The organism is Methanoregula sp., assembly GCF_049686655.1.
In the GTDB taxonomy this organism is placed as follows: Archaea; Halobacteriota; Methanomicrobia; order Methanomicrobiales; family Methanospirillaceae; genus Methanoregula.
Genome location: NZ_JBAVIG010000045.1, coordinates 50,869 through 63,444, shown reverse-complemented (window position 1 = coordinate 63,444; position 12,576 = coordinate 50,869). Strand labels below are relative to the sequence as shown.

The 12,576-nt window shown below is 54.5% G+C and carries 12 protein-coding genes; 8 read left to right on the top strand and 4 right to left on the bottom strand.

All coding sequences use genetic code 11. From position 1 onward, the window contains the following. Positions 1-401: 401 nt before the first annotated feature. Positions 402-743 carry a translation initiation factor eIF-1A gene (eif1A, locus tag WBL42_RS05240; RefSeq protein ID WP_424720212.1) on the top strand — a complete coding sequence of 114 codons (342 nt, stop codon included), beginning with the start codon at positions 402-404 and terminating at the stop codon, positions 741-743. A 10-nt stretch (positions 744-753) separates the two neighbouring features. On the opposite strand, the gene WBL42_RS05235 is transcribed toward eif1A, so the two are convergent. Continuing rightward, complete coding sequence (locus WBL42_RS05235) at positions 754-975, bottom strand: hypothetical protein (RefSeq protein WP_424720211.1); 222 nt, start codon at positions 973-975, stop codon at positions 754-756. 246 nt (positions 976-1,221) lie between these two features. Between WBL42_RS05235 and WBL42_RS05230 the strand changes: the two genes are divergently transcribed. Then, entirely contained in the window at positions 1,222-1,923 is a 702-nt protein-coding gene (locus WBL42_RS05230; RefSeq protein WP_424720210.1) for a DUF1003 domain-containing protein, read from the top strand. A 177-nt stretch (positions 1,924-2,100) separates the two neighbouring features. On the opposite strand, the gene dnaJ is transcribed toward WBL42_RS05230, so the two are convergent. Genes dnaJ through WBL42_RS05215 form a run of 3 tightly spaced genes read right to left on the bottom strand, consistent with a single transcriptional unit; the run spans position 2,101 to position 5,575 of the window. Then, positions 2,101-3,165, bottom strand: coding sequence for a molecular chaperone DnaJ (gene dnaJ / locus WBL42_RS05225; RefSeq protein WP_424720209.1), 1,065 nt, complete (start codon positions 3,163-3,165; stop codon positions 2,101-2,103). An 18-nt stretch (positions 3,166-3,183) separates the two neighbouring features. Beyond that, positions 3,184-5,055, bottom strand: a complete 1,872-nt coding sequence (gene dnaK / locus WBL42_RS05220) for a molecular chaperone DnaK (protein WP_424720208.1) — start codon at positions 5,053-5,055, stop codon at positions 3,184-3,186. Continuing rightward, a complete protein-coding gene (locus tag WBL42_RS05215) occupies positions 5,048-5,575 on the bottom strand; it encodes a nucleotide exchange factor GrpE (protein ID WP_424720207.1) in 528 nt (175 codons plus the stop codon). The genes dnaK and WBL42_RS05215 overlap by 8 nt, the downstream gene beginning before the upstream one ends. A gap of 246 nt (positions 5,576-5,821) precedes the next feature. Here WBL42_RS05215 and WBL42_RS05210 point away from each other — a divergent pair, with 246 nt between their 5' ends. The 6 genes from WBL42_RS05210 (at position 5,822) to WBL42_RS05185 (ending at position 12,576) form a co-directional block, all read left to right on the top strand. After that, complete coding sequence (locus WBL42_RS05210; protein ID WP_424720206.1) at positions 5,822-6,682, top strand: hypothetical protein; 861 nt, start codon at positions 5,822-5,824, stop codon at positions 6,680-6,682. A gap of 293 nt (positions 6,683-6,975) precedes the next feature. After that, complete coding sequence (locus tag WBL42_RS05205; RefSeq protein ID WP_424720205.1) at positions 6,976-9,258, top strand: PAS domain S-box protein; 2,283 nt, start codon at positions 6,976-6,978, stop codon at positions 9,256-9,258. A 458-nt stretch (positions 9,259-9,716) separates the two neighbouring features. Then, positions 9,717-10,520 (top strand): SDR family NAD(P)-dependent oxidoreductase, encoded by an 804-nt coding sequence (locus WBL42_RS05200; protein WP_424720204.1) that lies wholly within the window; start codon positions 9,717-9,719, stop codon positions 10,518-10,520. A 26-nt stretch (positions 10,521-10,546) separates the two neighbouring features. Then, entirely contained in the window at positions 10,547-11,350 is an 804-nt protein-coding gene (locus WBL42_RS05195) for an alpha/beta fold hydrolase (protein ID WP_424720203.1), read from the top strand. 84 nt (positions 11,351-11,434) lie between these two features. Beyond that, positions 11,435-11,593 carry a hypothetical protein gene (locus tag WBL42_RS05190; protein ID WP_424720202.1) on the top strand — a complete coding sequence of 53 codons (159 nt, stop codon included), beginning with the start codon at positions 11,435-11,437 and terminating at the stop codon, positions 11,591-11,593. Continuing rightward, positions 11,590-12,576 carry an ATP-binding cassette domain-containing protein gene (locus WBL42_RS05185; protein ID WP_424720201.1) on the top strand — a complete coding sequence of 329 codons (987 nt, stop codon included), beginning with the start codon at positions 11,590-11,592 and terminating at the stop codon, positions 12,574-12,576. The genes WBL42_RS05190 and WBL42_RS05185 overlap by 4 nt, the downstream gene beginning before the upstream one ends.

Genomic DNA, 12,576 nt, shown 5'->3' with positions numbered 1-12,576 from the left:
GGTTACCGGTTCTTCTGCTTCATGCACGCTGATGATCCTCCAATCTCGCTCGTGAAAAACGGGACTCCGGAACAGATCCTCCCCACCGTACCAGGTTCCCTGGGATGTTGCGGCGCAACGATGTATGTGTATTACTGTATCACGCTGCTGTGATGCGTGACAATTGCTGCGTGGGTTCATAGATGTATCTGTCCGGAAGATCCCGGTTTGATTTCCGGGGGTCCGGCGGGTCCGCACCGGAGTGAGTCTTGCCCGGTAACAATGATAACCGTGTGATAACGGACCGGTTCATGCCAGCCGCAGCCGTGTTTCAGCGGTTTCATATCTCCGTTCCCCACCATTCCTGATATATACCTTCAACATGTCAGCCGCCAATAGTAGTACAATACGTAGTTGGTTGAATGAGTGGTTTTCATAAGAAAAATAACGAAGCAGCAGTGGATCCGAATGCAATGAATCCTGACGGTACTCCCGTAGCACGCGTGCGGCTGCCAAAGAAATGGGCCAAGGAGCAGTTTGCCCTTGCCGAGACTATGCTCGGGGCAAACCATATCCGCGTCCAGTGCATGGACGGGGTCACCCGGATGGGCAGGATCAAGGGGAAGATCAAGAAACGGGCCTGGATCCGGGAAGGGGACACCGTCATCGTCGTCCCCTGGAGTTTCCAGGACGAGAAATGCGATATCATCTACCGGTACCTCAAGCCGCAGACAGAATGGCTGCGGAAAAACCGTTACCTGTAACCGGAAAATTTTAAACTTTTCTTTCAGGCAGGGCCCGACAGCTTAGCCCGTCCTGCTGTTCAGGTACGCCCTGGCAGGTGTGGCCATCCCGAACTGGCTTCTCCCTCCGTGCCATTCTCGCGGAGGGTGATCCCGGTGGTGGAGAGGATTTCCCGGACCAGGAACCGGCCGAGGCGCCGGTATTCTTCCCAAATCCCCGCTGGAAGATCTTCTCCTTGTCCTCTGCAGCCATGCCGGGCCCGTTATCCCCGCAGACCCGCAGGAACCGGCCCGGTTCTTCGCCCGCAGAGAACCGTATCCCGGGCCGGGGGCGGCATACCGCACGGCATTTTCGAAGAGCTTGTAGAACACTCCCGGGCAGCGGGTCCCCATAGATCTCCCGGCCGCTGACTTCCCGCCCTGTCCCCCGGTCCGTTGCTTAAGGTTCCTTTCCCTATATATGATCGCAGATCCATTGATCGTTGATAGAGGAAATAGGATGGCGGATCAGGAAACGGTTCCCTGCCAGGTCTGCGGGGAACAGAGGAAACAGAACGAGGTCGTGCCAGCGGGATCGATCCATGCATCGATCACGGATGTAATCCGTAAGGAATGTCCCGGGTGGTCACGGGAAGGCTACATCTGCAGTGCCGACCTGAACCGGTTCAGGGCACAGTATGTGCGGGAGATCCTTGATACGGAGAAGGATGAGCTCTCCTCGCTGGAAGAGAATATCATGCAAAGCATGAAAGATCACGAAATGACGGCGAAAAATATCAATATCGAATTCGACCGGCAGCTGAGCTTCGGGGACCGTGTATCAGATCATCTCGCCGATTTTGCCGGGAGCTGGACATTCATCACCATCTTCACGGCAGTCTTTCTCGTATGGATCGGTATTAACACCATCGTCCTCGTGCTCAGGCCGTTCGATCCGTACCCGTTCATCCTGCTCAACCTCGTCCTCTCGGCCCTTGCGGCGATCCAGGCGCCTGTCATCATCATGAGCCAGAACCGGCAGGAGGACCGGGACCGTATGAATGCCGAGCACGATTACCAGGTGAACCTCAACGCCGAGATGGAAATCCACCAGCTGCATAGGAAGATCGATCACCTCCTCATCAACCAGGGGGAGCGGCTCCTCGAGATCCAGAAGATCCAGCTGGAGCTGATGGAAGATATGTCCAAAAAAACCCTGTGATGGCCGGTGGTTCTTCAACGGATACAGGTCAGGAGTATTATTCCCGTCCGCCCGATACTTCTCATCCGGCAGTGTCACATCAGCAATGTCCTTCAACGGGTGACAACGAAGTCAGTAACGACCTGTACACGGTTCAGGGATCTCCCCGTTTCCCTGGAAAAAACCTGGCATGCACTCTTATTTTTCACTGGCAAACGCTTCTTTTACCAGTTCTTCCTGTTTCTTTGACAATTTTTCCGGAATCTTCACGAGCGCCCTGACCAGCAGGTCCCCACGGCTGTCTGAATTCAGGAACGGCATTCCCTGCTCCCTGAGCCGGAAGATCGTGTGGCTCTGGGTTCCCGGGGGGATCTTCAGATGCGCCGTGCCCGTGATGGTGGGTACCTCCACCTCACCGCCAAGAAGAGCAGTGCCGATCCCGATCGTCACGGAGCTGTAGAGGTCTGCACCTTTGCGTTCGAACGTCCGGTCCGGCCGGATATGAATGACCGCATACAGGTCGCCGGGAGGTCCATGGTTCTCGCCCGGCTCCCCCTCACCGGGAATCCGCAGGAACTGGCCATCTTCCACGCCGCGGGGGACCGAGACTTCGATCCTCCGGGTCTTTTGTACCGTACCTTTCCCTTTGCATGCCGGGCAGGGCCTGTCGATCAATTTTCCCTGGCCCCTGCATGCCGGGCAGACCGCGATATTCACCATCTGGCGGTTGCCGCTCATCTGCACGCTGCGGATCTCGCCGGTCCCCTTGCATGCCGGGCAGTCCCGCACAGAACCCGGTTCTGCGCCCGTGCCATGGCAGGTCCCGCAGGCGAAATGATGCGGCACGCCGACCATGTTTTTCGTTCCTGAAAATGCATCTGCAAGGGAAATATCGATCTCGTACCGGAGATCCGCACCGCTGCGCTGCCGGGCGGCCCGTGGGGATACACCGGAAAATGCATCGAAAATATCCCCCAGGCCAAAGTCCCGGAAAAGGTCATCGTAACTGGGCGGTTTGTACCCGGCAGAGTCCCCGGGCCGGAATTCCGCGTGGCCGACCTGGTCGTACTGGGCTTTTTTCTGGGGATCGCCTAATACCTGGTAGGCCTCGTTGATCTCCTTGAATTTCTCCTCGGCTTCTTTGCTCCCTTTGTTGAGGTCCGGGTGATATTTCCGTGCAAGCTGGCGGAATGACTTCTTGATGTCATCCTGCGATGCTTCTTTTTTTACGCTGAGGATCTCGTAGTAGTTTTTCTCTGCCATGGTGTATTAAAAAAAGGACTATTTCTCATCCTTTACCTTGAAATCGGCATCCACGACTTTTTCCCCACCCGGGCCGGTCGATTCCTGGCGGGGGCCTTCATTTTCTGCAGGGCCGGCCTGTGCCTGTGCCTGCTGCCGGGAAGCTTCCTGGTACACGGCAGAACCAGCCTCTCCCAGCACGGTCCGGAGTTTTTCCATCTCCGCCTTGATCCTTGCAGTATCCTTTCCTTCCAGTGCTGCCTTTACTGCAACTATCGCTGCATTCACTTTATCGATGAGATCGGCACTGATCTTTCCGGCCAGGTCGGATTTGGTCTTCTCGGCCGTATAGACCGTGGAGTCTGCAGTATTGCGGACCTCGACCTCCTCTTTCCTTTGTTTATCCTGCTCTTCGTATTGTTTTGCCTCGTTCACCATCTTTTTGACATCGGATTCTGCCAGCTTTGTCGATGCGGTGATGGTCATCTTCTGCTCTTTACCGGTCCCGAGATCCTTTGCAGAGACATTCAGGATACCCGATGCATCGATATCGAACGAGACTTCAATCTGGGGGACACCCCGTGGCGCCGGGGGAACGCCGACGAGATTGAACTGCCCGAGGCTCACGTTGTCTGCTGCCATGGGGCGTTCCCCCTGGAGTACGTGGACAGTGACGGAGGTCTGGAAATCCGCTGCCGTGGAGAAGATCTGGCTCTTCTTCGTAGGGATCGTGGTGTTCCGATCAATCAGCGCTGTCCTCACCCCCCCGAGGGTCTCGAGGCCAAGAGTCAGGGGCGTAACATCCAGGAGCACCATGTCCGTGATCTCGCCGCCGAGGATCGCTCCCTGTATCGCGGCACCGGTGGCAACGCATTCCATGGGATCGATCCCCCGCTCTACCTTCCTGCCCACGTGGTCCTCGATGAATTTCTGGACTACGGGCATCCTGGTCGGCCCGCCGACAAGGATCACTTTCTGGATATCGTTCTTGGTCAGGTTTGCATCTTTCAATGCCTGTTCGAACGGCTGGATGCACCGCCGGGTGATCGGTTCGATCAGCTGTTCGAGTTTCGCCCGGGTCAGTTTCATGGAGAGGTGTTTTGGGCCTGCCTGCGTGGCGGAGACATAGGGCATATTGATCTCGGTCTCCAGCACGGTGGAGAGCTCGATTTTTGCTTTTTCCGCCGCTTCCTTTACCCGGTTGACCGCCATCTTGTCAGTCCGGAGATCGATCCCCTCGAGTTTCTTGAACTCGTCGGCAATCCATTCAAATATTGCATTGTCCATATCCGTGCCGCCCAGCTGGGTATCGCCGGAGGTGGCGAGGACCGTAAACGTTCCGCCGCCGAACTCCATGATGGTCACATCGAGCGTTCCGCCGCCAAGGTCAAAAACAAGGATCTTGTACTCCCCGCTGCGATCGAGGCCGTACGCCATCGATGCTGCCGTAGGCTCATTGACCAGCCGGACCACATCGAGCCCCGCAATCTTGCCTGCATCTTTTGTTGCTGTCCTCTGGTTGTCATTGAAGTAGGCGGGAACCGTGATCACGGCCTTGGTCACCGGTTCCCCAAGGAATGCTTCCGCATCCCGTTTTATCTTCTGCAGGAGGAATGCGGAGATCTGCTGGGGCGTGTATTCCTTACCATAAATCCGGTAGATATGATCCGATCCCATCCTGCGTTTTGCAGCAGTGACCGTACCTTCAGGATTGCTCACTGCCTGCCGCCGGGCCGGTTCTCCCACAAGGAGTTGTCCGTCCGGTGTGAATGCTACATACGAGGGAAACATCTTCCCGGCAACCGTTGCGCCTTCCGCAGACGGGATAATGGTCGGTTTGCCGCCGAGCATCACTGCACCTTCACTGTTCGAAGTCCCAAGATCGATTCCGATAATCTTCTCTTTACCCATGGTTCTCACCTTTGTCTTCTCCCGTGTTTTCTGCAATCACAACTTTCGATGGCCGGATGACCTTCGATTTCAGCTGGTAGCCTCGTCCGATCTCACTGAGAATCGTATCAGGTTCCCTGTCGCATTGCTCCCTGCAGAGCACCTCATGGAAATTCGGATCAAATTTTTTCCCATGGCAATCGATGGGCTGCAGTCCATAACCGGCCAGGATTTTTAAGAATTTTTTCTGTACCATAGAGATCCCTTCGATGTTTTTTTCCTGTTCGAGGGACGGCAGCGCCCGTTCGAAATCATCGAGGATAACAAGGAGGTCTTTGATCAGGTTCTCATTGGCGAGCGCGATTATCGCTGCTTTCTCTTTCTCTGACCATTTGCGGTAATTATCAAAATCTGACTGGAGGTATTTCAGCCGGTTAAGCCGCTCCTCTGCAAGAAGTGTTTTCTCATCGAGGTCTTTTTTCAACCGTTCAATTGCTTCCGTCAGCTGTTGTTCTTTCAGCTGGACATCACCGGTAACCATTTAAACGTGCAATTCTTCTTCCTGTTCTTTAAACTTTGCCTTACTTTCTATTTTTTGTATATATGTTAAGCCAGGACACGTTGCACGTTTGAGGAAACCGGCGTTCGTTTCATTCTGCCGGAACACCGGCCCTGCCGGGGCAGTGGATGATCTCGTCTTTTTAGCCTTCGCAACTACTTTCTCGCGGCCGGGTTTCATGCAATTCTTTATCAGATCTCCTCTTTCAAGAGATACTGAGGACCGTTCATGGCAGATACCGGTGTTTCAGTAGAATCCGTTGAAGTGACATTATTGTCTGAGATTGGAATGTCTTCTGCGATACTGATGAAGGACGCCTATCAGCCACTTCCCGGGAACCACGCGGGTTTTGGACCATCTGTTCCCCATTCTCAATCCCCCACCTCCCACGAGGAGGGTCTGTCCGGGCCAAATGCGATTGTCTATGTAACAAAAATAGCAACCCGTACTCCTGGTGAAGTGATTGAACACATTCTCCTGAAAAATCCCGACCGCAGGCCGGAGATGGCTGCCCACGATTTCCATACCGTGATACTCATGATGAGCATGCGCCTTGGCGATCCGTCAACCACCCGTTTTATCAACGGAACAATCGATGTTGCGTTTTCCCCCGGGATAACAATTCTCGATTATTCCCCAAAAGACAAGGGCACTATTTCCGCCATTATTGAAAACGGCGGCGATGTGATCTCCCTGTCCCGGAGCCTGGTTTTTCTGCCATCTGCCGCACAGGGCCGAAAAACTCATAGGGAACCGGAGGGAAACCGGTTCGGGATCACGGTTGGCCCCGGGGAACAAATTACCGGTGCGTACAGCACAAAAACCGGGTACTCTTTCGATATACCCGCCAGTCTTTTGCTGGAATACCAGGGGATGCTCAAAAATGAGCACGATATGTTCTGGGAAATATTTCCACCTATGCCTCCTGCGGATATGGAAGGTGCGGGAAGAGGGATGCTGGCGGTTTTTTCGCTTATTGTAAAGACCCCCGGACATGTCCCTCCAGGAATCACAGTCCATATCGAGGGAAGGGTGAAAGGGAACCTCTGGGGAGTGATCCCTATCAAAGGTTCTGTGGTCCTGCCATAATGTCCCGGTGCATCCGCTATTTCCTCCTCTTCCCGGCAAACGATCGCAGTTTAAGAACCATCCCCGTTCTTCGGTGCTGTTGCATCTACAGGTGATTACGGATTTTTCACCTCGGAAGAATTAGCATATCAACTGTAGATGCAACAGAACCTCTGGATCCATGTTCCCCCGATCCATCACTTAAAAATACCCTGCGTACCCATTACTATGATCCAGTACTCTGCAGGATAATCGGCCTGCAACCACCGGAACAATCCATCCTTAACGGGGTAACCGTAAACACATCAAGAACAATGACCCAATATTCTGTCCTCTATGTCGATGATGAACAGATCCTCCTCGATCTGGGAAAGACATTTCTTGAGCACTCCGGCTCCTTTACTGTCGAGAGACTGACCTCAGCTGGCGAAGCAATCGAGAAGCTGAAAACAACGTCATTCGACTGCATAGTATCCGATTACCAGATGCCGGTGATGGACGGAATCGTATTTCTCAAGTACATCAGAACTGCCTACCCGGAGTTGCCGTTCATTCTCTTCACCGGCCGGGGCAGGGAAGAGGTTGTCATTGAAGCGTTCGCCAATAATGCCGATTTCTACCTCCAGAAAGGAGGAAACCCCACAGCCCAGTTCGTAGAACTCGAACACAAGATCAAACTGGCGATCGAGCGCAGGCAAATGGCGAAAGCATTGCGGGAGAGTGAGGAACGGTACCGGAACGTAGTCGAGGACCAGACTGAGTTCATCTCCCGGTTCTTACCGGATGGCACCCATGTCTTCGTCAATGAAGCCTACTGTCGGTATTACGATCTGAAACGCGACGAGATCCTCGGCCATTGGTTCAAGCCGAATATACCTGTTGAAGATCAAAAACGCGTGAAACGGTTCTTTGCATCCTTAACGCCAGACCACCCGGTGAATGTCATTGAACACCGGATCATCATGCCAGATGGCGCAATACGATGGCTGCGGTGGAGCGACCGTGCGATCTTCGATCATTCCGGAACGATTACCGAATACCAGTCGGTAGGTCTGGATATTACTGAGGAAAAGGCAACTAAAGTAGCATTGCAGGAAAGCGAGAAGCGGTTCCGCGAGCTATCAGATCTTCTGCCCCAGGTCGTCTATGAAGCGGATATCGATGGTAACCTGACATACGCGAACCACATTGCATTCGAACGATTCGGGTATACGGAAGATGACTTCAGGCAAGGACTTAACGTCATGCAGATGTTCGCCCCCTATGATCTGGAACGGGTCTCGGTGGATTTCCGCGCAATGGTTGAAGGAAAGGGAGGGAAGGAACATACTGGCGAATATATGGCCATGCGGAAAGACTGCAGCACGTTTCCCATCTCCATCTACTCGTCGCCGATTGTCGCGGATGGCAGGATCACCGGGCTTCGGGGCATCATCGTTGACATCACCGATCGAAAACGGGCTGAAGAGCGGTTATCTGAAGTAAACGATGCGTTTCTTGCATTCACTCCTGACCCCCTCCGCAATATCAATATTCTGACCGGGCTTGCCGGTAAGATGTTGCAGGGGACCTGTGCCCTATACAACCGGCTTGAAGGGGGCATGCTGTGTTCACTGGGGATGTGGAATACGCCTCCGGCATTCGCCTCCTGCGATAAGCCGGAAGGACACATCTGCAACGATGTGATCCTGAATGGTGGTCTTTCTCCAATGATAATTACCAATCTTCCTGACTCCACCTATGCGGACACCGATCCGAATGTCAAACGGTATCAGTTGAAGACATATGTTGGTATTCCGGTAAAAATCGGGGAGAAATTCCTGGGGTCCCTCTGCGTGGTATACCAGGATACCTATTCGCCCTCACCGCGGGATCTGGAGATCCTCTCGTTCCTTGCAAAAGCCGTCTCGGTCGAAGATGAACGGAGGACGGTCGAGAAAGCGTTGCAGCTTGCGAATAAAAAACTCACGTTTCTCTCGTCGATCACCCGGCACGATATCCTGAACCAGCTCACCGTGCTGCACGCCTACCTCGCCCTCTCAAAAGAGGAGGAGAAAGATCCGAAACTTGCAGGATTCATCTCCCGGGAAGAAAAGGCGGCAGAAGCGATCGGCCGCCAGATTAAGTTCACGCGGTTCTACGAGGATATCGGTGTGAATGCGCCGCGATGGCAGGATGTTTCACTCACCATCCGATCTTCGGCATCACAGCTCCCTCTCGCTTCGGTGATCCTTGCCATTACGGTGAGCGGAGTGGAAGTATATGCCGATCCCCTGATCGCAAAAGTCTTTTACAACCTGATCGAGAACTCACTCAGGCACGGCGGTCATGTAACCAGAATCGGGTTCTCCTTTACCGAATCGGAAGAAGGCGGCCTGCTCGTATACGAGGATGACGGGATGGGCATCATGGCTGAGGACCGGGACCTTCTCTTCACCAGGGGGTTCGGGAAGCACACCGGACTTGGTCTTTTTCTCTCACGCGAGATCCTTTCTCTCACCGGCATTACCTTCCGGGAAACAGGACAACCGCATAAAGGTGTCCGGTTCGAGATCATAATCCCGAAAAGCGGATACCGGTTCAACCCGAAACTGTGACAAGAGACGCTGAATATATTCGCGATGGTTCTGTTAACTTGTTGATGGATAAAAACGTTTCTCCGAAGAAGAAAATTATCCATCCCATGCCAAGTTAACAGAACCTCTTTGAAGAGTATCAGGACGAGAAGTTGATACTGGGTGTAGATCTTTTTCGAATATTTACTGGAATAGGGGGTTATCCGGATGGCTTTCACTACCGAAAATGCGGCACGGATAAACCTGATATTCCGGCTCGCTAATCTTCTTGTTGTCTCCTTGCTTTTTGAACACACATTCTGGTAAGGAGACAATGTACCTTTGATCTTCCGGTCATCGGTACAACTTATTTTGGATTAGGATTTCTACAGTGCAAAAATTTTCTTTCCTTTTATTTTAAAAAACCCGGTGAAAACTCTATTGCCCCCGGAAACGCATACCCGTGTATCTCCCGTAACGGGATGAGGTGTGATGGAACCATGAACAGGGATTTTCCAGGATTAAAGGGGAAGACCGCGATTGTGACCGGCGCGTCTTCCGGTATAGGCCTTTCGACCGCACAGCTCCTTGCAGCAAACGGCGTCAGGGTCGGGCTTGTCTCGCGGTCCAGGGGTGTACTTGAGGAACTCGCCGGTACGCTTCCCGGCTCCCGGGCCATTCCTGCCGACATGACAAAGATCCCGCAGGTCAGGAAGATGGTTACTACGGCAATGAAGTATTTTGGCAGGATCGACATCCTTGTCAATAATGCGGGTCAGGGCTATGATGCGACCGTTGAGAAAACAGAGATCGGCACATTCCGGTACATTTATGACCTGAATGTGGTAGGGCCGCTCGTCGCCATGCAGCAGGTGATCCCGGTCATGAGAGCACAAGGTGGAGGCACGATCGTCAACATCAGCTCCGGTACCGCACTGATGCACCTGCCGGGCATGAGCCCGTATTCATCGTCCAAGCGGGCCCTGGCCGGCATCAGCCTTGCCGCCCGGCAGGAACTGCAGTCTGACAATATTACGGTCAGCGTCGTATACCCGTATATTACCCTGACGAATTTCGAGAAGAACACCCTCCATGCAGTCCCGGTGCCGGAAGATGCCCGCGAACCGTCCGGCCAATTCCCCCCGGATACTGCTGCTTTTGTTGCCGGGAAGATCGCCGGGGGGATCGTGAGCGGAGAGGCGGAGATCTTCTGCCACGACTGGATGAAAGAACGAAAGGACCTGATCGGACGGGGAAACCCGGTCCGGCCTCCACGGAGGGGTCCCTGTCCTGAAGAGATATAATAAGGCAGGATAACAGAGATCGTCGTGTGACCCTCAGCCCGGTGAACACGGTACCTGTTGACGATGTGCGTCTTGCATTCAGGGAATCCGGTTCGGGGTATCCGGTGATCCTCATCAACGGGCTCGCGTCCACGATGGATATGTGGAACCCGCCCGTTCTTGCAAAAATTTCAGAACACTTCCGGGTCATCATCTTCGACAGCCGTGGCACGGGGTACTCCGGTTCATCGGGCAAACCGATCTCCATCTCCCTGCTTGCCCGGGATACCGCAGGCCTGATGGATGCCCTCGGCATCTCCTCTGCACATGTCATCGGGCTCTCCATGGGAGCGTCCATTGCAGAGGAGCTGGCTATCGGTTTTCCGGAGAAAACAGACCGGCTCGTCCTGGTATCAGGTAATTGCGGAGGATCCGAATCGGTCAGGACGCAGGCAGATGTCGTGGCACAGCTCCTGGACAAGAGCGGGACGGCGTGCGATGTGGCCATCCGTATGTTTTCCCTGCTCTTCCCGCCATTGTGGCTGGACACCCATGATCCCTTCAGCTATTGCCCTGAAGTATACGAAACCACCAGCGAAGAGATGGTTGCACGCCAGGCGACGGCATTCTTCGGATGGACCGGGTCGTTTCCCCGTCTTTTGGAGATCCGTTCGCCGACGCTGATCATCACCGGGACGGATGATACCGTTGTCCCGCGAGCGAACTCCCGTATCCTGAGCGGGAGGATCCCCGGTGCAGAGCTGGTCGAAATCCCTGGCGCAGGGCACGGGCTGATGTACCAGTTCCCGGACCAGTTCAGCGACTGTGTCCTCGTGTTTCTGGACCGCTGAATCCTTTTTACGGTATTGCCCGCTCATCGGTTCCCGGTCAAAGACCCTTCTCCCATCTTATATCCAGTGTCCCCCGGAAACGTAGTGAGCACATGTCTCCTCAATGCCTTCCTCTTCATCTCACTGGATACCCGGCAGGCGCCGGTGACTTCACGGGACGGCCATAACAAGCGTATTAAAAGAACAGGCAGTAATTTTACCGGAATATCTTCCGGCACGGAAGGACTGGATACGATCGCATGACTGTCGCACTGCACATACAGGACCTGACCCGGCGCTTCAACGAGCTGATCGCCGTGAATAATATATCGTTCGATATCGACCAGGGCGAGATCTTCGGCCTGCTGGGCCCCAACGGCGCCGGGAAGACAACCACCCTCTCGATGCTTGCAACAATGCTCACACCTACGTCCGGTTCGGCGACGGTCAACGGCATCGATATCAGCCAGGACCCGGACGGTGTCAGGAAATCGATCGGGATCGTCTTCCAGGACCAGAGCCTCGACGAGGAACTGACCGCGTGGGAGAACATGGACTTCCACGGGCGGCTCTACCGGATCCCGGCAGGGACGCGGAACCAGCGGATCACCGAACTCCTCACGCTCGTAGAACTCAACGACCGGAGGGACGACATTGTCAAGACCTTCTCCGGGGGGATGCGGCGGCGCCTTGAGATCGCCCGCGGCCTGCTCCACCACCCTGCAGTCCTCTTCCTCGACGAGCCCACGCTCGGCCTCGATCCCCAGACCCGCAACCACCTCTGGCACTATATTGCGACACTCGCAAAAGAGAAAGGGATCACAATCATCCTCACTACGCATTACATGGAAGAAGCGGACCGGCTCTGCAACCGGGTCGCCATCATCGACCACGGCAGGATCATCGCCATCGACACGCCGAAGAACCTCAAGGACGGCCTGGGCGGGGACCTCGTGACCATCGGGTCCCCCGACCCGGCCGCGGTGGCTGAGGCCCTCAAAGAACCCTGGGTCGCCCGGGTGGAGACTCATAACGATGACGTAGTCGTCAGCCTGAAAAATGCCGACCAGCATGTCAGCACGATCGTCACGCTCCTCAACCAGCGGCAGATCCCCATCACATCGATCACGATCCACAAGCCCACGCTCGAGGACGTTTTCCTCTCCTTCACAGGGAAGACCATCCGCGAACAGGAAGCGGATACGAAAGAACAGATGCGCACGTACCAGAGAATGATGAGGCACTAG

Excerpts from the sequence above, each read along its gene's own strand:
- eif1A (WP_424720212.1), top strand. The coding sequence starts at position 402 with ATGAGTGGTTTTCATAAGAAAAATAACGAAGCAGCAGTGGATCCGAAT.
- WBL42_RS05235 (WP_424720211.1), bottom strand. The coding sequence starts at position 975 with ATGGCTGCAGAGGACAAGGAGAAGATCTTCCAGCGGGGATTTGGGAAG.
- WBL42_RS05230 (WP_424720210.1), top strand. The coding sequence starts at position 1,222 with ATGGCGGATCAGGAAACGGTTCCCTGCCAGGTCTGCGGGGAACAGAGG.
- dnaJ (WP_424720209.1), bottom strand. The coding sequence starts at position 3,165 with ATGGCAGAGAAAAACTACTACGAGATCCTCAGCGTAAAAAAAGAAGCA.
- dnaK (WP_424720208.1), bottom strand. The coding sequence starts at position 5,055 with ATGGGTAAAGAGAAGATTATCGGAATCGATCTTGGGACTTCGAACAGT.
- WBL42_RS05215 (WP_424720207.1), bottom strand. The coding sequence starts at position 5,575 with ATGGTTACCGGTGATGTCCAGCTGAAAGAACAACAGCTGACGGAAGCA.
- WBL42_RS05210 (WP_424720206.1), top strand. The coding sequence starts at position 5,822 with ATGGCAGATACCGGTGTTTCAGTAGAATCCGTTGAAGTGACATTATTG.
- WBL42_RS05205 (WP_424720205.1), top strand. The coding sequence starts at position 6,976 with ATGACCCAATATTCTGTCCTCTATGTCGATGATGAACAGATCCTCCTC.
- WBL42_RS05200 (WP_424720204.1), top strand. The coding sequence starts at position 9,717 with ATGAACAGGGATTTTCCAGGATTAAAGGGGAAGACCGCGATTGTGACC.
- WBL42_RS05185 (WP_424720201.1), top strand. The coding sequence starts at position 11,590 with ATGACTGTCGCACTGCACATACAGGACCTGACCCGGCGCTTCAACGAG.